The following is a 23,350-nucleotide window of genomic DNA, read 5'->3' as shown; positions in this document are numbered from 1 at the left end:
AGAAAAAGGAGTTTTTTCTTCCAATTATATTTCCAAATGACCGGAGACATCCTTTATAAACCTTTGAATAAAGTCTTGCTCTTCTTTCGTATATCCATCTAAAAGTAACAACCACTTTTCTTCAGCTTGCTTATGCAATTTTTCATGAGCTTTATATATTTCATTCCCACTCTCCGTTAAGCTGAAGAAGATTTCTTTTTGATTATCTAACATTTGCATCTTCTCAACGAATTGCTTTTGAAACAACTTTGTACAAATTTTAGAGATTGCTCCCTTCGTCATGCCCATTTCTGTCGTAATTGCCGTTACATTCATCAAACCATTTTTTCCGATACATTCGATTACATGTAACTCAGATAAAGACATACTACTTACGCCTGTCTCACGAAGAAACTTCTCATTTTGTCGTTTTAAATGTTCTTCTTTTTTATGCAAAAGTGTACGAATGTCCGAAAGTATTTCCATTTGCTTCGTTGCATGCTTCAATCCGTTCGCCTCCTCAGTTTCCAAAGAAACAATTTAACTATATACCATTTTAAAACCATTTTTTCATCTTTACAAGTAAGAAAATCATGTTAAAATAAATTTAGTTTCCGAGGAAACTAAATCACAAGGAGGTTAACATGATGAAAAACTCTAAACTAACTTTTATTTTATATGTTGTCTGTATTAGTGCCTTACTCGGTTCCTTCGCGCAAAATATTTACACACCTATCTTACCGATGATTCAAAATTCTTTTCACACTTCTCTTTATCTTGTAAATATAACCGTTTCACTTTTCACATTCGTTCTTGCAATTATGCAGCTCGTATATGGACCTTTAATTGATACAAAAGGAAGAAAATCTGTCCTTATTCCTAGTTTAGTCATTAGTACAATTGGTTCAATCGGATGTGCTTTTTCGACAAACATTTATTTATTTCTCTTTTTTAGAGCTGTTCAAGCTATAGGAATAGCGGCTATACCTGTAGTTTCAGCAACGATTATCGGCGATTTATTTGAAGGAAAAGAACGCGGAGAAGCGATGAGCCTATACCAAATGTTACTTGCCCTCGCACCTGCAATGGCTCCTCTCATAGGTGGTTATCTTGGCAGTATACATGGTCACTTATCTGTATTTCTCTTTTTATCTACACTTGGCATTATCTTATTAATTATAAACATTTCACTACTCCCAGAAACAAAGCCAAATATAATTAAACAATCTAAAGCACAAAAGAATTACTCTCTTATCTTAAAAAATAAAACTGGATTTTCTATTACTCTTATTGGCTTCATTCAATTTTGTATTTACTTTTGCTTTCTCGTTTTTTTACCGAGTATTTTAACAAATTCATTTCATTTAACTGTAAATAAAATTGGTCTTATGTTTGTACCAATGTCTCTTTCTATCATGCTAGGAAGTTTTTGCTACAAATTTTTGCAAAAACGCCTCACAACAAAGCAAGCTTTATTTATTACGAGTTTCTTCAATATTATATGTGTCGTTTTATTCTCTTTCACATATAACATCAATATCCCATTCATCATTATCGTTACATCTTTGTACGGTTTTAGTATGGGACTTTCTATGCCAACTCACACTACTTTATTAACAGAAGAATTCGTACAAGAACGCGCAACAGCTATCGGTATGTACAACTTCATCCGCTATCTTGGTATGGGCACAGGGCCACTTATAGGTGGATTTCTTTTATTTAACCAAAATTACTTTTGGATTTTCTTCCTAGGCGCAATTATGTTTTTACTTGTAATCTTATATACAATGAAAATGCTAAGTTTTCATTCTGTACAAAAAGCAAAATAGAGCCCCCAAAAAAGGTCGGCTCTATTTATCCTCTTTGATCCGCAACAATATGAATATCAATATACTTTGTTTGTCTCATAATTTCATTTACAATAGAGCCTTTTCGTATTTCTTCCCACCTTGTTCTAGCCGATTGTCCAAGTAAAATTTGTGTTACTTGCAATCTTTTCGCGACTTCAATAATAACATCCGCTGGCTTCCTTCCCTTTGCTTCTTCTAATACAAAACTTGCATCAAATTGATTCGTGAGCGCCTTCCACTCTTCGATCGTCTGCTTTTTTCCAGCTGAAATAGAATCTATATTTTCCCTCTCAACGTTTAATACGTACAATTCAGCATTTAACCGATCAGCCATGCGCCATCCCCGTCGTATTAATTTCTCCGCTGTTGAACTGTATTGTACACAAACGAGAATTTTTTCTTTTACGCCAATCGGTTCTATTACTGTTTGGCTAATTTTCTCGTCCATATCATCCGCAACTTCTCGAAGTGATAATTCCCTAAGTGCTCCTAAATTATTAAGTGTAAAGAAGTTTTGTAAGCTTTGCTGAATTTTTTCTTCTTTATATATCTTTCCGTCTATTAGTCTCTTCCTTAATACCTCGGGCGTTGCATCAACGAGCTGAATTTCATTTGCTTTTTGTAAAATAAAATCTGGAATTCGTTCTCTTACTTTTACATTCGTAATTTGAGCTACAATATCATGAACACTTTCTAAATGTTGAATATTAAAAGCTGATAATACCGATATACCAGCCTCTAACAATTCCTGCACATCCATATAACGTTTCTTATGTTTAGAACCAGGAACATTACTATGCGCAAGTTCATCCACTACAACTACTTGCGGCGCGCGTTTTTTTATTCCTTCCACATCAAGCTCATAAAATACCTTTCCTTTATACTGTATTTCTTTCAAAGGAACTTTTTCTAAATCAGCAATTGCTTCTTCCGTCTCTTTTCTTCCATGCGTTTCAATTAAACCAATTACAATATCAATTCCATCTTTTTTCATTTCCCTTGCATCAAAGAGCATTTTATAACTTTTTCCTACGCCTGGAGCTGCTCCTACATATAACTTTAACTTTCCCCGATTTTGTTGCCGAATATATTCTAAATATTCCTCTGGCGTTCGCCTTTGAAACTTCGGTTCATAATCATCTGCATACAAAATAAACACTACCTTTCATTCGAAACAACGCTACCTCAATCCATTAGATTGAGGTAGCACTGTTACTATTTCATTAATTTCTGTAACGCCAAATTTAGCTTTAAGACGTTTACGCGGGTCTCTCCAAATAAACCAAGCGCAGCACCTTCTGTTTGATCTTTAATCAATTGATTAAGTTTTTCTTTCGGAATATTCGTTAATTTCGAGATGCGATCCACCTGCACCGAGGCCGCCTTTGGACTAATATCAGGATCAAGCCCTGAACCTGAATTTGTCACTAAATCTATTGGTATTTCTGTAACCGGAACAGCTGGATTTTTTTCCTTCCAGTCCGCAATACTTTTCTCTACTCGCTTTGCTAAATCTGGATTAGATGGTGCATAGTTATTTGAACCAGATGCTTCAGCCTTATATTCAATACTAGAAACACGCCCTTGAAAATAACGTGGATCCGTGAAGTTTTGACCAATTAATTTAGAACCAATCACTTCATTTTTATCATTATATATTAGACTTCCATCCGCGTTATCCTTCATTACTGCTTGTGCAATACCAGTAACAATAAGTGGGTATACAAGTCCACACAACACTAGAAATGTAAAAGTAATACGGATAATTGGTGATAGTATACTTTGTTTCTTCTCCATCTTTTTCCCCTCTTCCTTATATAAACAAGCCGACAATCATATCAATTACCTTAATTCCAATGAACGGAACGATAACTCCGCCAAGCCCATAAATAAGTAAGTTTCGGCTAAGCAATGCATTAGAACTCATCGGTTTATATGCAATACCTTTCATCGCTAACGGAATGAGTAATGGAATAATAACAGCGTTAAATATTAATGCTGATAAAATTGCTGACAGTGGTGATGTTAGTTTCATAATGTTTAATGCTTCCATTTGCGGAATCGCAAGTGTAAACATTGCTGGAATGATTGCAAAATATTTCGCTATATCATTCGCAATACTAAACGTCGTTAAAGCACCTCGCGTCATTAACAATTGCTTACCGATTCCTACAACCTCAATAATTTTCGTTGGATTTGAGTCTAGATCAATCATGTTCGCCGCTTCTTTCGCTGCTGTCGTACCACTGTTCATCGCTAATCCAACGTCCGCCTGTGCTAATGCTGGAGCATCATTTGTACCATCACCTGTCATCGCTACAAGTTTCCCTTTATCTTGCTCTGCTTTAATAACAGCAATTTTATCTTCCGGTTTACACTCGGCAACGAATTCATCTACTCCAGCTTCTTTTGCAATCGTTGCTGCTGTTAACGGATTATCACCTGTACACATAACCGTTTTAATCCCCATTTGGCGCAACTGTTCAAAACGATTACGCATACCCGGTTTTACTGTATCCTTTAAATAAATTAAGCCATAAATACGATTATCTACTGCAACTACAAGTGGTGTTCCGCCCTCTTTTGAAATTAAGTCAGCTTTTTGATTTACATCTTTCGGAATTGTTCCGCCTTGTGACTCAACCCATTCAATAACGGCACCTACAGCACCTTTTCTCACTTTCGTTCCGTCTTGTAAATCAACACCACTCATTCTCGTTTCTGCTTTAAACGGAACAAACTCACCTTGTTCTGCAAGTTCTCTATTATATGATATAGATTTTCCCTGCACATACTCGATAACAGATCGACCTTCTGGTGTTTCATCTAAAACAGAACTAATAGCGGCCCACTTTCCAACTTGCTCAATCGTTTCATTTCCTACAGGTAATAATGTATGAGCCATTCGGTTCCCAAAAGTAATTGTACCTGTTTTATCTAAAATAATTGTATTAATATCGCCAGCAGCTTCTACTGCTTTCCCTGACATCGCTAACACGTTAAATTTTGTTACCCGGTCCATCCCAGCAATACCAATCGCTGATAGCAAACCACCAATTGTCGTTGGAATTAAACATACTAACAACGCTACAAGTACAGCAGTATCAATTTGAAAACCTAAATAATTTGTAAAAATCGGCAACGTCACAACGACGATCAAGAAAATAAGAGTTAAGCTCGTTAATACTGTATTTAAAGCAATCTCATTCGGCGTTTTTTGACGAGCAGCTCCTTCTACTAAAGAAATCATTTTATCGATAAATGATTCACCAGGATTACTCGTAATGACAATTGTAATTTCATCACTTACGACCATCGTTCCACCTGTTACGGAACAAAAATCACCGCCTGCTTCTTTTATAACAGGAGCTGATTCACCTGTAATTGCAGATTCATCTACAGATGCTAATCCTTTGATTACTTCGCCATCACTTGGAATCATTTCTCCTTGTTTTACGATAACAACGTCACCTTTTCTAAGATCAGTTGCTGAAACTTGGACAATGTCTCCATTTTCTTTTACTACATTTGCAAACACATCTTTCTTCGACTGCTTTAAAGAATCGGCTTGCGCTTTACCACGACCTTCTGCTAATGCTTCTGCAAAATTCGCAAATAAAACTGTAAATAATAGAATGAGAGAAACTGTTATATTAAACCATCCTGGTATACTACTAGAACTGCTTGGAAGAAAAGATAAAATGAACGTAATGATAAATCCAATTTCCACAACGAACATAATCGGATTCTTTATCATGACCTTCGGATTCAATTTCGCAACGGATTGCTTCATCGCATGTGTTACGATATCACGATCCATCGTTTTCGCTTGTCTAACTTCATCTTCTACAGCATGTATTTGGGACTCATTTAATTGTTTTTCTTTTACTACTACCGGTCTCATCATTTACCCTCCATTACTTCAATGTAAGAAATTCTGCAATTGGACCGAGTACTAACATTGGGAAGAATGTTAATGCACCGACAATTACAATTGTTCCGATGAAGATGCCACCAAATAAACTATTATCTGTACGGAACGTTCCGACTGTTTCTGGCACTACCGTTTTTTCTTTCAATGAAGCTGCCACAGCTAGCATCGTAATTAAACTGAAGTAACGTCCTAAAAACATAACTAAACCAGTCGTAATATTCCAAAACGGTGTATTATCTCCTAATCCTTCAAATCCAGATCCGTTATTCGCAGCTGACGATGTATATTCATATACCACTTGCGTCAAACCGTGGAAACCGGAATGAGAAATAGCATCCGTCCCTAAATTTGTTGAAAGAGCTAATGCCGAAAATCCTAAAATGAGCAATGGATGAAATAAAATCGTGACCGCGATTAATTTCATTTCCTTACCTTCAATCTTTTTACCTAAAAACTCTGGTGTCCGTCCAACCATTAACCCAGATATAAACACCGCGATAATTGCATACATAATAATGTTTACAAAACCTGCTCCAACGCCGCCATACACAGTATTTAACATCATATTTACAAGCGGAACTAAACCGCCAATTGGTGTTAACGTATCATGCATCGTATTAACAGCGCCTGTTTCAGCAGCTGTCGTTACCGTTGCGTATAGTGAAGAAAATACTGTTCCAAATCGTACTTCTTTCCCTTCTGTACTTCCTTGTACATGTTCGATACCCATTCCATTTAATGCCGGATTCCCATTTAGTTCAGATGTCGTAATCGTTATAAATCCTAGTAAAAACACCATAAAAAGTGATACGAAAAGGATGCGACCTTGTTTTTTATTTCCTACCATTCGTCCGTACGTAAATGGAAGTGCTGTTGGTAATAACATCATAAGCATCATTTGCAAAATATTACTCATTTGTCCTGGATTTTCAAAAGGATGCGTAGAGTTCGCTCCGAAAAATCCACCGCCGTTATTTCCAAGTTCCTTTATGGAAACAAATGATGCAACAGGTCCACGTAATATACTTTGCTTTGCCCCATCAATCGTTTGTGCTGTAACCGCCCCATCTAACGTTTGCGGTACGCCAAGTGCGACAAAAACTAGTGCCGCAATAAATGCAATAGGAAGAAACACTCTCGTTAACGCTCTCGTAAAATCAACGAAAAAGTTACCAAGTTCTTTTCCAGCAAGTCCTCTTATAAAAGCCATAACGAGCGCTAATGTCGTTGCTGGTGCCGCAAACATTAAAAATGTAATCCCGATTAATTGTGATAAATAGGATAAACCATTTTCACCGCTATAATGCTGTAAATTTGTATCAGCCATAAAACTAATCGCTGTATTAAAAGCGAGCGTAGGCTCCATCCCTTCAATATGCGCTGGATTTAGCGGCAGCACACCTTGTAATCTGAAAATGAAATATACAACAACAATCATAAATCCGTTGAGTAAAACTAATGATAATGCGTACTGTTTCCACGTTTGATTGTATTCTTTTACACCCGTAATTTTAAAAATAAGTTTTTCAAAAGGCCCAAATACTTTATCTAGCGTTTTGCTACCTTGAAAAGCTTTTTCTAAATAAACCCCCGTTGGCTTTGCTACTAAAATAAACAAGAGCATTGTAATAATGACTGCAACCCAAATCATAATGAATGATTCCCCCTAATTAAAACTTCTCTGGATTTAATAATGCATACACTAAATACACTGTAATTGCTGCGACAATAACCGATAAGACAATCATCATGATTGCTTTCCTTCTTTCACAACTTTATCTGACCAACTTGCAAGACTTGCCATTGATGCAACTAATAAAATAAAAATCCCGACCATTACAACATCTAACATAGCTATCCCTCGCTTTGATTTTTGTTAAAATTTACCATTTAAATATTAAAAAAGAACACTGAGCTCTACTCAGTGTTCAAAAAATGAACAACAAAAAGTAAACCTCCTCTCTAAACGCTTACGAGGTTAGCTGTCGGATTCGGGCCTAAAGAGTAGCCCTACTTTCAAAACTGAAAGATTCACCCCAAGTGACGATGCACAAAATTGGTTCCCCCGCTCCATTTCTGGAACTCAGCGATTTTAGGTTTTTTTGGAAATTTTATGAATGATTTATGAGAGTAAATATACTCCTCTATATTTCACTTGTAAAGGAGTAAATTACTGAAAATAATAATATTTACATTCATTTAAACGCTTACATTGAAGATTATTACTATTATTTCATCTATTTTCTTTATTTCTCTTCTCTTTTCTTAAAAATGACCTTTTAAATATGAAATAAAAAGAGCGAATGACATGAAGTGCATAGCTTGTTGCACTCAGCATTCGCTCTTTTTTATTCAACCTTTATTCTCCTCGTAAAAATGCACGTAAATTTCTCCCGCGAATATAAACTTGTGTCAATTCTGCATGTAGCTGCTCATACTCGGTAATATCTACCTCTAAATACAAAGCATCTTTTGATGGTAATATAATATACGGCCCTGGAAAAAGGGGATCGATCTGAACCAATTCTTGAACTCGCTCTACCGATACTGCCCAACGATTTGCTATATCTCCAAGTAATAGTACCTTCATCATTTCTTCCCCCGCCCTATTCAAAAAATAAAAAAGAAATATTATCACAATTTGTAAACACGACAAACTTAGCTCCAATTGTTTCATAGAGCCTCGCTGGATATCGTTTATTCCTTGTAACAACAGTAATAGGTGCTTGAAAAGAAAAGCGAATGTGTTCTGTGAAAAAACTAACGATTGGAAGCTCATCCCCTAGTAGAATCACCTTCTTAATACACTCACAAATACTAGTAAAGTCCTGCTCCTTACTGCAGCTATAAGTCCAATCAAACCCACAATTCCTAACTTCAGCCGCTATCTCTTCATTTGCTGTAAAAATAATTAACTCATGTTGAAATGATACTAAATCTCTTAAACTATTTACCTTACTTTCTTCTCCAACACAAATAAGTGTTAGTTCCATGTACCTCATCCTCCTTAGTATAAAAGAAATCAAACATAGATTGATATTCCCCTATACTAATCAGATCGATGAAGTGATGTATCCATCATGGCACCGTCCTCTCTCAAGACGCTTACGAAGTTAGCTGTCGGATTCGGACTTTGAGAGTAGCCCTACTTTCAAACTTGAAAGATTCACCCCTAGTGACACTGCACAAATTGGTTCCTCCGCTCCATATAATTGGACTCAGCGTTTACAAAAAAATGTATTCTGGCTGATATATTACTCCTGTATTTTGAAAAAGTAAACAGAAAAAAAGCCAGTTATAAAACTGGCTTTTCACTTATCTATACACGCGTTCTATTCACTTTATACGCAAAATGATTCGTCGGTCCATGACCACTACCAATATTCAATGGCTCTTCAATTGCTATACTAATAAATCGTTTTGCTTCTTGAACAGCATCTTCAATTGAGTATCCTTTCGCAAGTCCTGCTGTAACCGCTGAAGCAAATGTACACCCACTTCCATGCGTTTGCTTTGAAGGAATTCGCTCGCTTCTAAACTCAATAAATTTTTCTCCATCAAAGAGGAAATCAATTACTTCATTCCCTTGATATTCTGCATGTCCGCCCTTCATAAGCACATATTTAGCACCTAATTCATGCAATATTTTTGCAGCTTCCTTACTATCTTCAACATTATGAATCTCCATCCCAGTTAACACTTCTGCTTCTGGGACATTCGGTGTTATAACAGTTGCTACTGGTAATAAATATTCTTTTAATGCTTGAACTGCTTCTTGCTGTAATAATGATGCACCGCCTTTTGCAATCATAACGGGATCTAGCACAATATTATTCCAGCCAAACTTTTTAATTTGTTCTGCAACAATTTGAATTATTTCACTACTAAATAACATTCCTAGTTTCACTGCATCTGGTGTTACATCCGTACCAATTGAATTCAGCTGTTCTGTAATACCTTCTAATGGAACAGGATATACCCCTTGAACGCCAAGCGTGTTTTGAGCAGTAATTGCCGTAATAGCCGTCATTCCGTATACACCAAGCTCTTGGAATGTTTTTAAATCTGCCTGAATTCCAGCACCGCCGCCGCTATCAGACCCTGCAATTGTTAAAGCTTTATTCACTTTCATCCCACTCATCCTTTTCTATCCAAAATAGCGATGATAAATCGTTTTTGCTTCGCTTATATCTTTCGTTCCATGTACGAGCACACGGCCATCTTTAAAGGCTACTAACCTCTTGTCTTCAACAGAAAATGATAGTAAATATGGATTTATATTTAAATCATTTACACGACCTTCCAACAACTCTTTATATTGTTCAAAATTCATTTCATCTTTATGAGGTGGTCTAATTTGAACTGTATTTCGCCCGCATAAAACTGCTGTTTTTGATGTGTTTTCTTTATTTAAATACGGATATAATGCATTCTCTCCGCATGAAGGACAATTATGCTGGCGAAGTTTTTGCACATTCATACATGAATACTCATTCTTCCACATATCAAACGATACAAGCCCATCTCGAAGTGATTCGTAATCTTCTACTAACAGTTTAAGAGCTTCTGTTACTTGATGAGAAACGACAAGAGATACAGCAGGTGATATAATACCCGCTGTATCACATGTTGCCCCGCCAAGCGGAATCGACTGTAATAAACATGATAAACATGGTGTTTTACTAGGAAGGATTGTGTAAGAAAGACCGTAACTACCTACACATGCACCGTAAATCCATGGAATAGAATATTTTTGTGATATATCATTTACAATAAAGCGCGTTTCGAAATTATCAGTCGCATCAATAATTACATCAACATTTATAACAAGTTCTTCTAGCTCTTCAGCTGTTACATCTTGAACGAGAGCTTCTATTGTTACATCACTATTAATCTCTTCTAAACGTTTTTTAGCCGCTATAGCTTTTGGAAGATTATTCTTTACGTCGCTCTCTGCATACAATTGTTGTCTTTGTAAATTACTCCAATCTACATAATCACGGTCAACAATTGTTATCTTGCCAACACCTGCTCTTACAAACATCTCTGCATTTGCACTACCTAATGCACCTGCACCGATAATAAGCACATGCTTTTCTCTTATCTTTTGCTGTCCTTCTTCTCCAATTGGAGAAAATAGTTCTTGGCGAGAATATCGATTATTCAACTACGCTCATTCCTTCTAAAGGACTACTTGCAGTTGCACAACGCTTACGTGCAATGCGACCTGCTTCAAATCCTAAACGGCCTGCTTCAATACTTAATTTCATTGCTTGTGCCATTTTAATAGGATCTTTTGCTCCTGATACAGCTGTATTTAATAACACGCCATCTGCTCCTAATTCCATTGCAAATGCCGCATCAGCTGGGCTACCAATACCGGCATCAACGATAACTGGTACTGTCGCTTGTTCAATAATGAAGCTCAAATTTAATGGATTTACAATACCAAGTCCTGATCCGATTGGAGATGATCCTGGCATAATCGCATGCACGCCAAGCTCTTGTAATTTACGTGCTAATACAACATCATCAGATGTATACGGAAGTACGATAAATCCTTCTTCCAGTAACATTTCAGATGCCTTTAATGTTTCTACCGGATCAGGTAATAACGTTCTATCATCACCAATAACTTCTACCTTTATCATGTCACAAAGCCCAGAAGCTTTTGCTAATTTTGCAATACGAACAGCCTCTTCAGCGTTTTTTGCTCCTGCTGTATTTGGTAATAACGTATATTTTTTCACATCAAGTTTCTCTAATAAATTAGGTTGCTTTGCATCAAAGATATCCATACGACGTACTGCAAACGTTAAAATTTCAGCTTCAGAAACGTCAATTGCCTTTTGCTGTACGTCAAAATCAGGGAATTTACCTGTTCCTAATAAAAGTCTAGAATGAAATGAAAATGGTCCAATGTTTAACATAATCAACCGCCTCCTACGAAAGTTACAATCTCAATTTGGTCTCCATCAAAAACAGATGTATCTGTATGATCATCTTTTTGTAAAATATCTTTATTACGCTCTACTACAACAATTCTGTTATCTAGCTCTAAATGTGTAAGTAGCTCAGCTACTGTTTTTACACTCGCTGGCACTTCAATTTGGTTACCATTAATTTTTAAATTCAAACTTCCATCCCCTTTCTAAACTCTTCTAGAAAGCAATGAATCTAGCAAATGATTCTCTTGCTTTCCTTCTATTAAATCAGCCATATATTGGCCAGAAATAGGACTTAATAAAATACCGTTTCGATAATGGCCCGTGCAAGCATATAAACCTTTTATTTCTTCATGCTCTCCCATATAAGGAGCTTCATGATTCGATTGTGGTCTTAATCCTGCCCACGTGCTTTCCCATTCTGCTTCTTTTAAAGCTGGCAATATTGTATAAGCACGCTCTAATATAGAAGTTATACTTTCTGGCTGCACAGTTTTATTGAACGTATGTGGCTTCATTGTTGCCCCAATTACGTAACGTCCACCGCGCTTTGGAGTAATGTAAAATCTTTCTTGAAAAATAGGTGCTTTTAAAAGTTGTTTTCTACTTCTTACCGCAACCACTTCTCCTTTAACTGGATATGTACCCCAATCGCGGTGAAAATAACTGAGTAACTTCGTGCTCCATGAACCTCCTGCAATAACGACTTTCTCACATGTGACAATACCTTCACTTGTAATAACTCCAGTCACTTTATTATTTTCAATACGGATATCAAATACTTCTGTCTGTTCATATATATCAGCACCGGAAATCGCTGCAGAATGTGCGAATGCTTTCGTAAGCTCTGGTGCAATAACATGACCGTCTTTCGGATAATATACTGCTCCTATAATAGATTCGGATAGATATGGCTCTTTTTCCCGCACATGGTCTCCCGTTAGAAAATAAGAATCTTCACCTGTTTTCTGCTGCCAATCCATAATGTGAAGAATTCTTTCCTTCTCATCTTCATTTTGAGCAATACGATAAATTCCTTTTTCTTCATATCCAATATCAACACCCGTCTTTTCACGTAAAACTGCTGCAAGTTGTGGAAATATAGCTCGGCTTTCTCTAGCAAGTTCAAATAGCGGATCATACGCATCCCATTCTGCCTGAACACCAAGTAAACCAGCAGCTGCTTTTGAAGCTTCCGATGCAATACTTTGCTTCTCCACAATCGCTACTTTATGTCCTCTTTCTGCTAGAAAATGTGCAATTGAACTACCAATTACACCACCACCAATAATCGCTACATCATACTTCTCACACATGTTTTTCCGCCCACTTTCTTATTGATTCCTTATAAGATTTCGCTTTGCTATACGGGTTACTACTACTTACAATTCCAGACATAACTGCTATACCGCTTACACCGTTAGTAAGAACATCCACTGTGTTTTCTGGGGTAATTCCTCCAATTGCTGTAATCGGTATAGATAAACACCTTGCAATGTCTGAAATTTCTTCAAGCCCTCTCGCTGGCACACCTTTTTTACAATCTGTCGGAAATACATGGCCATAAACGAGTGAATCCGCTCCATTTTTAAAAGCTACTATTGCTTCATCTAGCGAATGCACAGAATAACCGACATGCAAATACGAAAACTTTTCTTTCACTGACTTTACATCTGTACTTCGATATCCTAGTTGAACACGAGGAATATTTAATAAAATTGCAATATCAATTCGATCGTTTATGACAATTTTAGAAGCCGGAAAGCCCTCCATTAATAGACTTTCCACACCTTCATATAATTCCTTCGTACTCTTCTCACGCTCACGAATATGCAAATAATCAATCTCACTCTCAATTTGCATCGCTACATTCACTAACTCTTCGAATGGCATATGGCCATTTGAGATTACGTGGAGCTCATTTTTCATATTCATTCGCCTACTTTAAAATATTTTCGAATAGTTCATCGGCTGGGACGGTTTCTTTCGTCATTCCTTTGTCCTTCAGCCACTTATTTTGTTTCTCCCAAGATTCTTTTGAATCTGATAAAAATGGCTCATCTTTCGTTTCCATCTTCTCTAATAAAATTTTCATACTTTCCTTTTCAACTTCTGGCACAAGTGGGAAGTTTTCTTTTTCTTGATGATTTAATAAAATATTCAATGCTTCATCTGGGTTTTTCTTCATGAAATCATAGCCTTTTTTCGTACCACGTAAGAAAGCTTGCAACGCTTCTTTATCTTTTTTCAACGTTTTATCACCTGTTACAAACACAAGCTCATGGTAGTTTGGTACTCCGTAATCAGCTGGATTAAAGTACGCTGGTTCATGGCCTTCATGACGCATAACAGGTACTTCATGGTTAATATATGCCCCTGTCACCGCATCTACTTTCTTCGTAATTAATGCTGGTACTAAATCAAAGCCAACATCAACTACTTTCACTGTATCAGGATTACCACCAGCTTCTTTTACCATCGTTTTTAAATACATCTCACTTAAAGGTGTTCCAGAGTATCCTACTGTTTTTCCTTCTAAATCTTTCGGTGATTGAATGCCCGCTGATTTCAGTGATACAACATGATTTAATGGTGAACGTACGACAGCTCCAATTGATTTCACTGGAATTTGCTCATTCGCTCTCGCCATAACAACATCTGGCTGATAATACAAGCCAACTGTCACCTTCCCTGCTGCTGCCAGCGTTAATGGATCAGTCGGATTAGAAGGGAATTTAATATTTACCTTTACACCTTCTTCTTTAAAGTATCCTTTTTCAATTGCTGCATAGATAAAGCTATGTACCGCATTTGGATACCAATCTAACATGACTGTTATTTCTTTCTCTTTTTTACTTTTGTCTGATGCTGAATTACTCGAACATCCTGCAATTATTGCAATTAATAATGTAAACACAAAGATGCGCTTTAAAAATTTCATGAATACTTCCTCCAACTAATGAATTTCTTTTCTAATATGGAAATAATTACGACGAAGAAAATAGCTAATAATGATAACAATACAATAGGTGCAAATACGCCAGCTCCATCTAACTGCGTCATCATTCTCTTACTGAAATATCCAAGCCCAGCTTGTGCACCGAGCCATTCTCCAATTGCTGCTCCGATAACACTAAGCGGAACTGCAATTTTTAAAGCTGAGAAAAAATAAGGAAGAGCAGACGGCAACTTTAATTTAAGAAAAATATCTCTTTTTGTTGCTCCATATGTAACTAAGAGCTCCTCCCATTCTTTTTTCGTACTACGCAGTCCATCATACGTATTGACCGCAATTGGGAAAAACGTAATTAAAACTGTGACAACAACCTTACTCCAAATTGTGTATCCAAACCATAAAACAAATAGCGGAGCAAGCGCAGTAATCGGAATCGTTTGTGAAGCAACTAATAATGGATAAAATGCTCTCTCCATCCATGTACTCGCATTCATTAACATCGCTAGCCCTACACCTAATACGATAGAGATAACAACACCTATTAAAACGACGTATAACGTTGCAGGTAAATGAACTGTAAATAATATGTCTTTTAGTTTCCATATCTTCATTACAATCGCAGAAGGTGACGGTAAAATGTACATCTCATCTACAATTCTTGCTCCTATTTCCCACACAGCTAGTAAAATACTAGAAAGTGTAATAGCAGGAACTAATTCTTTCAATCGGTTCATCACACAAGTACCTGCCTTTGTAACATACTAAGAAGCTCATCTTTCAGCGCTAATACTTCCGGTTTATATAAATCTTTTCGTGTTCTGTTATGATCAAGCGGTACAGTCCGCTCAGTCAAAGTCGTTATCGGCTGCTGTTCCACTACTAAAACTCGGTTTGAAAGAAATAACGCTTCTTCAACATCATGAGTAATGAATAAAATTGTTTTTTCCCACTCTTGCCATTGTTCAAACAACCATTCTTGCAAAGAGGTCTTCGTTAAAGCATCCAACGCACTAAATGGTTCATCTAACAGCAATATTTCCCCGCCTGTTAATAAAGTTCGAATAAAAGATACACGTTGTCTCATACCACCAGATAAATCTTTCGGATATTTTTTCTCATACCCTTGCAAACCAAATTTATGTAACAGTTCCTTTGCCTTTACTTGTGCTTCTTTCTTCTGTACACCTTGGCACTCTAGCGGCAGGGCAGCATTCTCAATAATTGTTCTCCACGGCAAAAGCATATCTTTTTGCGGCATATATCCTACAGGATGGTGCTTTGTTTCTGTCAGTTCTATCTGTCCAGTACTTACCTTTTCTAGACCTGTAATAAGGCGAAATAAAGTACTTTTCCCACATCCACTCGGTCCGATAATACTGACAAACTCTTTCTCATGTATAGAAGCATTTAATTCATGGATGATTGGTTTCTCATCGTAATGAAAAGAAACATTATGAAACTGTAGTATGTTCTTGCTCCTCAAATCCCCACATCTCCTTACGATAGGACATATCCCAGAATAAATATTCAAATCGACTGGAATATAAGAAAATCTCCTCTAATCTTTCTAGTTCTGTCTCAGACTTTCCAACTGCCATTTTATTTAATAAATCTATTAACCAAATACAAAGATTACCGTATTCTTCCGAACTATATCCTTGAATCCACTCACCAAAAAACTCATGATCTCTTGCTCCAGGAATATCATTTAAACGCTTTCCAATTTCCCAATAGCTCCACATACATGGAAGAAGCGCTGCTATTAATTCCGCAAGTGTGCCATTTTGAGATACAGACATCATGTAATTTGTATAAGCTAAATTTTTAGCAGATGGTTTCGCAGACTCTATCTCCTCTATAGAAATTCCAAGTCTTTTTGCATATTGTTTATGGATTGTCATTTCGCCATTTAATATTCCATCAATTTGTTCAGCGAACTTTCCCATTACTTGTGGATTCGTTGCTTTTACAACTCCAATCGCATATAACTTTGCATAATCTAGCAGATATAAATAATCTTGAATAATATAATACTGGAATTTATCTTTTTCTAACGTGCCATCTCCCATACCCACTACAAACGGATGATTATGACTCATCTCCCAAACCGGTTGCACAGTTTCTAATAATCTATCGCAAAATTTCATTTCTCTATCCCCTTTCAATATATGTATCTAAATAAAAAACCACTTCTATATATAAGAAGTGGTTACAGCAAATAAAGTTATACATTTATTCGATGTTCCACTTCCCTTCGCTAGTATTACCTAGATCAGGTGTTGTAAGGGTTAAGGATTATTCCTCTCTCAGCAAATCAAGCACCCCTAGTGGTTTCAATATGAAATTTTCAAATAAAAAAGCCCCGTTTCTATACGCAAAGAAACGGGGACTCATTGTTAGTGTCCGAATTGCTTCCCTACGCTAGCATAATCTAGATCAGGTAATAAAAAGGATCAAAGGCTTACGGCCTACTCTCAGCTGGCAACACCAGCTCTCCTAGCAAACTATAAAATTATCACTGTCAGTATAACACCCTAATAAGACATCATCAACTTTTTTAATTTTCTTAATTATTAACAAAATATCAAAGTTATACAATACATACATTCTATTTTAGAAAATAAAACCCCAATTAATTGTATAAAAAGGAATCATTATCCTCAAAAAATTTATTTTTATATTGATTTCATATTACATTTATGTGAATACACCCACTATATTATATCTTTATACTATAATAAAATTACAACTATACAACTAGAGGAGGTCTCTATTCCATGAATATGAAAGCTGCTGCTTTAACAGCAACTACTGTAGCGATTGCTTCTTTACTTCCTTCTATGGGTGAAACAAATGTACAAAAAGCAAACGCTGAACAATTATCTAATATTAAAACTGGGTATGTCAAAGTCGATCAAGTAGCATTACATACAGAAGATAACGTAAAAAGCACATCAATTGATACAATTCGCTTTAATACAAAAGTGAACATCCTTGAAACAACTAATGAGTGGTATAAAGTATCTGTTCATAATAAAGTAGGTTATGTACAAAAAGATGCTATTTTACTAAAAAGCAAACTTCATTCTAATGATCAATACATCGTTAATGCTAATGCATTAAACGTTCGCTCTGAACCTAATTTAGAATCTTCCATTTTAGATGTATTACCAAATGGCAAGTTTATTACCGTTCAAGAAGATCAAGGCGAATGGTATAAAATATCGCATAATGGCCAAACAGGTTACGTACAAAAAGCATTCATCTCTAATGGTTCACAACCCTTAGTAAAAGGAATCACCGTTCAAAATAATACAAAATATACTGTTGCAACACCTAATCTAAATGTACGTAGCAACGCTAGTACAAGTAGCGCTCTACTCGGTTCATTACAAAACGGTACACAAGTACAAGTAGTAGAAACTGTAGGAACTTGGTATAAAATTCGTTTTGGCACAGGATACGGATATGTAGCAAAACACTATGTAGTACAAAATCAACCACAAGCTAAAACAGATCAACCTTCATCAATTCCAGCTGCTTTCAAATTCCCTGCTCAAGGAAGAATTAGCTCAACCTTTGATATACGCTGGGAACAAATGCATTATGGTATAGATATTGCCGCTCCAGGAAACGTCTCTATCCAAGCTGCTGCTGCAGGTAAAGTTGTGAAATCTTATTATTCAGCTAGCTATGGCAATGTTGTTTTCATTGCGCATCAAATCAATGGGAAATTATATACAACTGTTTATGCTCATATGAAGGATCGCACTGTACAAGCTGGTGATCAAGTACAAACTGGACAATTAATAGGTCATATGGGAAACACAGGTCATTCATACGGGCAACATCTTCATTTTGAATTACATAATGGAGAATGGAATTTTGAAAAAACAAATGCAGTAAATCCACTGCCATATTTAGTTAGGTAAATTGTATGCCACGCAATATACCTCTTATAATTGAATACGTAGCCTTTTTAGGTTTAATCTGCTGTTTAATCATTTACAATACAAACATTGTATTTTTATCTATTATTATTGCTTTTGTTGCATTAGAAATTATGATGGAATCATTTCAAGTGCAACTAAAACAAAAAATTGCCCATATTTATAATGCTATTTTTCTTTTGAGTGCTCTCATAACAAATATAATTAGTAATGGCTTTTATTTATCTACTGTATTTCCAGTATTCTTTATGGCTGTTTTATTATTTGTAGCTAGATATATTAATGTCCCTTATAAACAAAAACAAGAACAAGAAGCTTAGAAAGAGGAGACACTGTGTACCAATCTTTCAAAGATACTCCAATAAAATACATATTGAATTTGTATAAGAAAGCCAATACTTTTTTTGGTATACAAGGAAGTTATACTGAACAACTTCTCCTATATGGAATGTTGTTTCTTGTCTTAATCACTTTCTCCTTGTTTTACTAACAAAAAAGGATCTCACATAAACTGGAGATCCTTTTTAATTTATATTAATTTTTCATATCGGAAATATTGTTTATCCACAAGCATATTTTTCATAAATAAAGCTCAGATTATATTTTTTCTCTAAGCTCATTCTTTGTTCGTCATCGCACCAATAGAAAAGAATATCATGAATCGTTGCGTAACGCTTATTTTTAAGAAATAGCCTAAAGAATGATGGTAAACAATCATGTAATTGTATAAATATATAATTGCGTAGTATTTCTTCTTTATATTCAATGCCCTTACAAATATACAGTAATTCTTCACAATAATATGCATGCTGTGGAACTTGTATCATTTCGAAAAATGGCACATAAGATAGTAGCTTTCCAATAAAATGACCGTATCGATCCATTACTCCTATCGTCATATGCTCCATCATTTCTTTCATCACATATAAATAATCATCTACATGCGTTGTCTTTAATGGGTCTAAGCGATCGGAAATTTGAGATAATACAGCTCTTTGACATGCTAAAACTGCCTGACTAGGTCCATAATATGATAGGAAATCTGTACACTTACGATATTTCCGTAATAAATCATGTGTATACAAATCATATACAAAAGTATTACAATACATTGCTAAACTCATCATATCACTATTTAATTGCTCTTTTGATAATGATTTCGCTCTCTTGCACATATAAAAGAATGTAAATTCCAATACTTCTTTATGAGATAATAAATGTTTACAATCGGTTATACACTTCTCATTAAATTTAACTCTATCCCAAATTTCAATATCCCTATCTATCAATTCACCTATACGATATTTAATAATTAAATAATTTAAAGCAACTGATTGTGTCAAAAGATCCCATGTTTCATATTCCAATGAAGTATGAACAAACTCAGCTAATCCTTGCGCTATCATAAAATCATTTGCCTCTTCATACCAACCAATCTCTTGGCATAAGCGAAGAATACGCACTAAAGTTGGAATTTCATCTTTATGAAACTGCGGTAATTTCTTTGCTTTATTCATGCCATATACGATAAATGCCGCTAAATTTTCTTCTTTATAAAATTCTTTTTCTTTCCATACTAATATAGTTCGTTCTTTCCCCTCACCTTTTGGGTGACAAGGTACAAGCAAAGAAAATAATTCAGCGAAATTATTTGGTTCTATATATGTATCTGTAACCAAATTCCAATTTGGATCGCCCTGTACAGCCTTCATATAATTCCCCTTCCCTTTTCATCTATGTAGGAAATATTAATTTATTATCGCACCACTAAAAATTAATATTGTTATATTCAAAATCCCTCATAATACTTATATCTATCAGTATATCATCTTTTCTCTTATTAAAAATGAAGAATAACAAATTAAAAAAAACTGTCGAAATTATTAACCGTATCCTTATTATATAATGTCTCAGATACATCACGCTAACATATTAGTTTAATCCATATATGCTAGAATAATGTATCTGAACTTTATATATAATTTAGCTCTTTATGAGTGACCATTAGACTCTCGGTTAATTAAAGTTTCAATTTACTCTGTATGCTCTGAGATTTCGCTCAAGGCAAATCCAGCTTGATCATCTGCTGATTCCCTTATAGCTAAATCTCCTAGTGCTAACATGCCAATAAGTTGACCACTATCAACTACTGGTAATCGTCTAATTTGATGCTGTGCCATTAGCTCTGTAGCTTTTTCAATAGAATCATTTGGAGAAACTGAGATAATATTTGTTGTCATTACATTTGTAATTTTATTAGATCCAGGATGTTTTTCAGCAATCCCTCGAACGACTAAATCACGATCAGTAACAAGCCCAACAACTTGCTCATTTTCAACAACAGGAATTAATCCAACTGATTCTTCCTTCATTTTAACAGCTGCCTCATATACATTGTCTAGCGGTGTACAATGTACAATATGGGTACTCATTAAGTCTCTAACTCGTGTCATTATGATTTCCTCCTTTTTATACATACCATAGCTTTTCCAAAATTCCTTTATTTATTTCTGGAAAGTAACGTAATAAAAAGGATTAACAAAATAAAAAAGAGTCAGCATAATGCTGACTCTTTTTTGTATGACCCGTACGGGATTCGAACCCGTGTTACCGCCGTGAAAGGGCGGTGTCTTAACCACTTGACCAACGGGCCATGGCTCCGCAGGTAGGACTCGAACCTACGACCGATCGGTTAACAGCCGATAGCTCTACCACTGAGCTACTGCGGAATAATATATGGTGGGCCTAAATGGACTCGAACCATCGACCTCACGCTTATCAGGCGTGCGCTCTAACCAGCTGAGCTATAGGCCCATATACTTTACAGGGGCAGTAGGAATCGAACCCACACTGGAGGTTTTGGAGACCTCAGTTCTACCTTTAAACTATGCCCCTAAATGATGCCGGCTAGAGGACTTGAACCCCCAACCTACTGATTACAAGTCAGTTGCTCTACCAATTGAGCTAAGCCGGCATAAAAAAATGGTGGCTCGGGACGGAATCGAACCGCCGACACGAGGATTTTCAGTCCTCTGCTCTACCGACTGAGCTACCGAGCCAACATAAATGGCGGTCCCGACCGGGGTCGAACCGGCGATCTCCTGCGTGACAGGCAGGCATGTTAACCACTACACCACGGGACCATTTGGTTGCGGGGACAGGATTTGAACCTGCGACCTTCGGGTTATGAGCCCGACGAGCTACCGTGCTGCTCCACCCCGCGACAATATAAAGTTTTAAAAAATGGAGGAGGTAGAGGGATTCGAACCCCCGCGCGACTCTCGCCGCCTGTCGGTTTTCAAGACCGATCCCTTCAGCCGAACTTGGGTATACCTCCATGAAGGAAAAAAATAAATATTTTATTATTATATGTCTAAACCATTAAAGAAAAAATGGAGGAGGTAGAGGGATTCGAACCCCCGCGCGATTCTCACCGCCTGTCGGTTTTCAAGACCGATCCCTTCAGCCGAACTTGGGTATACCTCCGAGACATATATTAAATAAAGTGGAGCCTAGCGGGATCGAACCGCTGACCTCCTGCGTGCAAGGCAGGCGCTCTCCCAGCTGAGCTAAGGCCCCATGTTTTTTGGGAATATCGGGAAGACAGGATTTGAACCTGCGACCCCCTGGTCCCAAACCAGGTGCTCTACCAAGCTGAGCCACTTCCCGTTAATAAAAGCGCGCCCGAGAGGAGTCGAACCCCTAACCTCTTGATCCGTAGTCAAACGCTCTATCCAATTGAGCTACGGGCGCATATGGTGCCGAGGGCGGGGGTCGAACCCGCACGGTGGTCACCCACCGCAGGATTTTAAGTCCTGTGCGTCTGCCTGTTCCGCCACCCCGGCATGTCATATTGAAAATTGGAGCGGAAGACGGGATTCGAACCCGCGACCCCAACCTTGGCAAGGTTGTATTCTACCACTGAACTACTTCCGCAAGACATGTATGAGTTATTTTATTAAAAGTGCGGGTGAAGGGAGTCGAACCCCCACGCCAAAGGCGCTAGATCCTAAGTCTAGTGCGTCTGCCAATTCCGCCACACCCGCATATTTCATTAAAATGGTGAGCCATGAAGGACTCGAACCTTCGACCCTCTGATTAAAAGTCAGATGCTCTACCAACTGAGCTAATGGCTCTTAATGGCTGGGCTAGCTGGATTCGAACCAGCGCATGACGGAGTCAAAGTCCGTTGCCTTACCGCTTGGCTATAGCCCATTAATTAAGAATGGTGGAGGGGGGCAGATTCGAACTGCCGAACCCGAAGGAGCGGATTTACAGTCCGCCGCGTTTAGCCACTTCGCTACCCCTCCGACATATATGGTGGAGGATGACGGGATCGAACCGCCGACCCCCTGCTTGTAAGGCAGGTGCTCTCCCAGCTGAGCTAATCCTCCATTTTGCCTGGCAACGTCCTACTCTCACAGGGACAAGGTCCCAACTACCATCGGCGCTAGAGAGCTTAACTTCCGTGTTCGGTATGGGAACGGGTGTGACCTCTCTGCCATCATTACCAGACTGTATTCATTTAAGACAAGAATCATTTTAACTCATTTGACCTCGAAAGTCAATAAGTTTTTTATATTCTTTCAAAACTAGATAACATTTGCTACATATTATATGGTTAAGTCCTCGATCTATTAGTATTCGTCAGCTCCACATGTCACCATGCTTCCACCTCGAACCTATCAACCTGATCATCTTTCAGGGATCTTACTAGCTTACGCTATGGGAAATCT

At 37.0% G+C, this 23,350-nt stretch carries 25 protein-coding genes, 20 tRNA genes, 2 rRNA genes and 4 riboswitches; of the genes, 3 read left to right on the top strand and 44 right to left on the bottom strand.

The genetic code is table 11. The features are described 5' to 3' along the window. Positions 1-24: 24 nt before the first annotated feature. Entirely contained in the window at positions 25-486 is a 462-nt protein-coding gene (locus GBN91_RS20410; protein ID WP_000679681.1) for a MarR family transcriptional regulator, read from the bottom strand. A 140-nt stretch (positions 487-626) separates the two neighbouring features. Between GBN91_RS20410 and GBN91_RS20405 the strand changes: the two genes are divergently transcribed. Continuing rightward, positions 627-1,808 carry an MFS transporter gene (locus GBN91_RS20405; protein WP_152122117.1) on the top strand — a complete coding sequence of 394 codons (1,182 nt, stop codon included), beginning with the start codon at positions 627-629 and terminating at the stop codon, positions 1,806-1,808. 25 nt (positions 1,809-1,833) lie between these two features. Here GBN91_RS20405 and kdpDN read toward each other — a convergent pair whose 3' ends face one another. The 19 genes from kdpDN to tenA form a co-directional block, all read right to left on the bottom strand. Further along, complete coding sequence (gene kdpDN / locus GBN91_RS20400) at positions 1,834-2,988, bottom strand: KdpD-like non-kinase potassium sensor (protein ID WP_074619043.1); 1,155 nt, start codon at positions 2,986-2,988, stop codon at positions 1,834-1,836. A gap of 56 nt (positions 2,989-3,044) precedes the next feature. Next, a complete protein-coding gene (kdpC, locus tag GBN91_RS20395; protein WP_000412594.1) occupies positions 3,045-3,626 on the bottom strand; it encodes a K(+)-transporting ATPase subunit C in 582 nt (193 codons plus the stop codon). 16 nt (positions 3,627-3,642) lie between these two features. Continuing rightward, a complete protein-coding gene (gene kdpB, locus GBN91_RS20390; protein ID WP_152122115.1) occupies positions 3,643-5,733 on the bottom strand; it encodes a potassium-transporting ATPase subunit KdpB in 2,091 nt (696 codons plus the stop codon). Positions 5,734-5,746: 13 nt separating this feature from the next. Further along, complete coding sequence (gene kdpA, locus GBN91_RS20385; RefSeq protein ID WP_006914749.1) at positions 5,747-7,414, bottom strand: potassium-transporting ATPase subunit KdpA; 1,668 nt, start codon at positions 7,412-7,414, stop codon at positions 5,747-5,749. A gap of 19 nt (positions 7,415-7,433) precedes the next feature. Beyond that, positions 7,434-7,511: a K(+)-transporting ATPase subunit F gene (gene kdpF, locus GBN91_RS20380; RefSeq protein WP_223153441.1), complete on the bottom strand. Its 78-nt coding sequence runs from the start codon at positions 7,509-7,511 to the stop codon at positions 7,434-7,436. Next, positions 7,511-7,615, bottom strand: coding sequence for a SipW-dependent-type signal peptide-containing protein (locus GBN91_RS20375; RefSeq protein WP_000887894.1), 105 nt, complete (start codon positions 7,613-7,615; stop codon positions 7,511-7,513). Before GBN91_RS20375 ends, kdpF begins: the two co-directional genes overlap by 1 nt. A 101-nt stretch (positions 7,616-7,716) precedes the next feature. Further along, a riboswitch (cyclic di-AMP (ydaO/yuaA leader) is annotated at positions 7,717-7,862 on the bottom strand. A 134-nt stretch (positions 7,863-7,996) separates the two neighbouring features. Next, positions 7,997-8,119, bottom strand: a complete 123-nt coding sequence (locus GBN91_RS29485) for a hypothetical protein (protein WP_001034421.1) — start codon at positions 8,117-8,119, stop codon at positions 7,997-7,999. Between the two features lie 3 nt (positions 8,120-8,122). Next, positions 8,123-8,356: a hypothetical protein gene (locus tag GBN91_RS20370; RefSeq protein WP_001985933.1), complete on the bottom strand. Its 234-nt coding sequence runs from the start codon at positions 8,354-8,356 to the stop codon at positions 8,123-8,125. Between the two features lie 13 nt (positions 8,357-8,369). Beyond that, on the bottom strand, positions 8,370-8,756 hold the full coding sequence (locus GBN91_RS20365; protein ID WP_000424090.1) for a hypothetical protein: 387 nt from the start codon (positions 8,754-8,756) through the stop codon (positions 8,370-8,372). A gap of 93 nt (positions 8,757-8,849) precedes the next feature. Continuing rightward, positions 8,850-8,997: riboswitch (cyclic di-AMP (ydaO/yuaA leader) on the bottom strand. A gap of 85 nt (positions 8,998-9,082) precedes the next feature. Then, a complete protein-coding gene (gene thiD / locus GBN91_RS20360; protein ID WP_000867387.1) occupies positions 9,083-9,895 on the bottom strand; it encodes a bifunctional hydroxymethylpyrimidine kinase/phosphomethylpyrimidine kinase in 813 nt (270 codons plus the stop codon). Between the two features lie 15 nt (positions 9,896-9,910). Further along, positions 9,911-10,930 (bottom strand): thiazole biosynthesis adenylyltransferase ThiF, encoded by a 1,020-nt coding sequence (gene thiF, locus GBN91_RS20355; protein WP_001065417.1) that lies wholly within the window; start codon positions 10,928-10,930, stop codon positions 9,911-9,913. Continuing rightward, the gene (gene thiG, locus GBN91_RS20350) at positions 10,923-11,693 is read right to left on the bottom strand and encodes a thiazole synthase (protein ID WP_152122113.1); all 771 of its coding nucleotides are present in this window, start codon (positions 11,691-11,693) and stop codon (positions 10,923-10,925) included. The genes thiF and thiG overlap by 8 nt, the downstream gene beginning before the upstream one ends. A 2-nt stretch (positions 11,694-11,695) precedes the next feature. Then, positions 11,696-11,899, bottom strand: coding sequence for a sulfur carrier protein ThiS (thiS, locus tag GBN91_RS20345; RefSeq protein WP_001049502.1), 204 nt, complete (start codon positions 11,897-11,899; stop codon positions 11,696-11,698). Positions 11,900-11,914: 15 nt separating this feature from the next. Further along, entirely contained in the window at positions 11,915-13,024 is a 1,110-nt protein-coding gene (thiO, locus tag GBN91_RS20340) for a glycine oxidase ThiO (protein ID WP_000333287.1), read from the bottom strand. Beyond that, on the bottom strand, positions 13,017-13,637 hold the full coding sequence (gene tenI / locus GBN91_RS20335) for a thiazole tautomerase TenI (RefSeq protein WP_000787170.1): 621 nt from the start codon (positions 13,635-13,637) through the stop codon (positions 13,017-13,019). Before tenI ends, thiO begins: the two co-directional genes overlap by 8 nt. 10 nt (positions 13,638-13,647) lie before the next feature. Next, entirely contained in the window at positions 13,648-14,649 is a 1,002-nt protein-coding gene (locus GBN91_RS20330) for an ABC transporter substrate-binding protein (RefSeq protein WP_000670416.1), read from the bottom strand. Then, positions 14,646-15,398, bottom strand: coding sequence for an ABC transporter permease (locus GBN91_RS20325; RefSeq protein WP_001080856.1), 753 nt, complete (start codon positions 15,396-15,398; stop codon positions 14,646-14,648). Before GBN91_RS20325 ends, GBN91_RS20330 begins: the two co-directional genes overlap by 4 nt. Next, a complete protein-coding gene (locus GBN91_RS20320; protein ID WP_001256793.1) occupies positions 15,398-16,147 on the bottom strand; it encodes an ABC transporter ATP-binding protein in 750 nt (249 codons plus the stop codon). Before GBN91_RS20320 ends, GBN91_RS20325 begins: the two co-directional genes overlap by 1 nt. Next, positions 16,116-16,811, bottom strand: coding sequence for a thiaminase II (tenA, locus tag GBN91_RS20315; RefSeq protein ID WP_000666830.1), 696 nt, complete (start codon positions 16,809-16,811; stop codon positions 16,116-16,118). The genes GBN91_RS20320 and tenA overlap by 32 nt, the downstream gene beginning before the upstream one ends. A gap of 85 nt (positions 16,812-16,896) precedes the next feature. After that, positions 16,897-17,000: riboswitch (TPP riboswitch) on the bottom strand. A 60-nt stretch (positions 17,001-17,060) separates the two neighbouring features. Then, positions 17,061-17,172: riboswitch (TPP riboswitch) on the bottom strand. Positions 17,173-17,441: 269 nt separating this feature from the next. Between tenA and GBN91_RS20310 the strand changes: the two genes are divergently transcribed. Together GBN91_RS20310 and GBN91_RS20305 are read left to right on the top strand one after the other, a co-directional pair. Continuing rightward, on the top strand, positions 17,442-18,596 hold the full coding sequence (locus GBN91_RS20310) for an SH3 domain-containing protein (RefSeq protein WP_152122111.1): 1,155 nt from the start codon (positions 17,442-17,444) through the stop codon (positions 18,594-18,596). Positions 18,597-18,601: 5 nt separating this feature from the next. Beyond that, a complete protein-coding gene (locus GBN91_RS20305; protein ID WP_001137821.1) occupies positions 18,602-18,934 on the top strand; it encodes a hypothetical protein in 333 nt (110 codons plus the stop codon). A gap of 240 nt (positions 18,935-19,174) precedes the next feature. Here GBN91_RS20305 and GBN91_RS20300 read toward each other — a convergent pair whose 3' ends face one another. The 24 genes from GBN91_RS20300 to GBN91_RS20185 form a co-directional block, all read right to left on the bottom strand. Continuing rightward, a complete protein-coding gene (locus GBN91_RS20300) occupies positions 19,175-20,326 on the bottom strand; it encodes a DUF3965 domain-containing protein (protein ID WP_044796297.1) in 1,152 nt (383 codons plus the stop codon). Between the two features lie 321 nt (positions 20,327-20,647). Continuing rightward, on the bottom strand, positions 20,648-21,067 hold the full coding sequence (locus tag GBN91_RS20295; RefSeq protein ID WP_000199010.1) for a CBS domain-containing protein: 420 nt from the start codon (positions 21,065-21,067) through the stop codon (positions 20,648-20,650). A gap of 128 nt (positions 21,068-21,195) precedes the next feature. Continuing rightward, positions 21,196-21,267, bottom strand: a tRNA-Glu gene (locus GBN91_RS20290). Between the two features lies 1 nt (position 21,268). Beyond that, positions 21,269-21,343 (bottom strand) — tRNA-Asn (locus GBN91_RS20285). Positions 21,344-21,351: 8 nt separating this feature from the next. Further along, positions 21,352-21,428, bottom strand: a tRNA-Ile gene (locus tag GBN91_RS20280). 10 nt (positions 21,429-21,438) lie between these two features. Next, positions 21,439-21,509 (bottom strand) — tRNA-Trp (locus GBN91_RS20275). 6 nt (positions 21,510-21,515) lie between these two features. Further along, positions 21,516-21,588: transfer RNA gene (locus GBN91_RS20270), tRNA-Thr, on the bottom strand. Between the two features lie 9 nt (positions 21,589-21,597). Continuing rightward, positions 21,598-21,673 (bottom strand) — tRNA-Phe (locus GBN91_RS20265). 8 nt (positions 21,674-21,681) lie between these two features. Beyond that, a tRNA-Asp gene (locus GBN91_RS20260) sits at positions 21,682-21,757 on the bottom strand. Between the two features lie 3 nt (positions 21,758-21,760). Next, a tRNA-Met gene (locus GBN91_RS20255) sits at positions 21,761-21,837 on the bottom strand. 21 nt (positions 21,838-21,858) lie between these two features. Continuing rightward, positions 21,859-21,951, bottom strand: a tRNA-Ser gene (locus GBN91_RS20250). 56 nt (positions 21,952-22,007) lie between these two features. Beyond that, a tRNA-Ser gene (locus GBN91_RS20245) sits at positions 22,008-22,100 on the bottom strand. A gap of 20 nt (positions 22,101-22,120) precedes the next feature. Further along, positions 22,121-22,193 (bottom strand) — tRNA-Ala (locus GBN91_RS20240). A gap of 16 nt (positions 22,194-22,209) precedes the next feature. Continuing rightward, a tRNA-Pro gene (locus GBN91_RS20235) sits at positions 22,210-22,283 on the bottom strand. A 10-nt stretch (positions 22,284-22,293) separates the two neighbouring features. Further along, positions 22,294-22,367, bottom strand: a tRNA-Arg gene (locus GBN91_RS20230). 3 nt (positions 22,368-22,370) lie between these two features. Beyond that, positions 22,371-22,459, bottom strand: a tRNA-Leu gene (locus GBN91_RS20225). Positions 22,460-22,475: 16 nt separating this feature from the next. Beyond that, positions 22,476-22,550, bottom strand: a tRNA-Gly gene (locus tag GBN91_RS20220). Between the two features lie 29 nt (positions 22,551-22,579). Next, positions 22,580-22,660, bottom strand: a tRNA-Leu gene (locus tag GBN91_RS20215). Between the two features lie 14 nt (positions 22,661-22,674). Further along, positions 22,675-22,750, bottom strand: a tRNA-Lys gene (locus GBN91_RS20210). Positions 22,751-22,754: 4 nt separating this feature from the next. Continuing rightward, a tRNA-Gln gene (locus GBN91_RS20205) sits at positions 22,755-22,829 on the bottom strand. Between the two features lie 11 nt (positions 22,830-22,840). Then, a tRNA-Tyr gene (locus tag GBN91_RS20200) sits at positions 22,841-22,924 on the bottom strand. 8 nt (positions 22,925-22,932) lie between these two features. Next, positions 22,933-23,008 (bottom strand) — tRNA-Val (locus tag GBN91_RS20195). A 5-nt stretch (positions 23,009-23,013) separates the two neighbouring features. Beyond that, positions 23,014-23,129 (bottom strand): 5S ribosomal RNA (gene rrf, locus GBN91_RS20190). Positions 23,130-23,231: 102 nt separating this feature from the next. Beyond that, positions 23,232-23,350 (bottom strand): 23S ribosomal RNA (locus GBN91_RS20185); the annotation flags it as partial.

Source organism: Bacillus sp. B1-WWTP-T-0.5-Post-4 (assembly GCF_009183795.1).
In the GTDB taxonomy this organism is placed as follows: Bacteria; Bacillota; Bacilli; order Bacillales; family Bacillaceae_G; genus Bacillus_A; species Bacillus_A cereus.
Note: the sequence above shows the minus strand (reverse complement) of the source record. Positions and strands in the feature narration are given on the sequence as shown.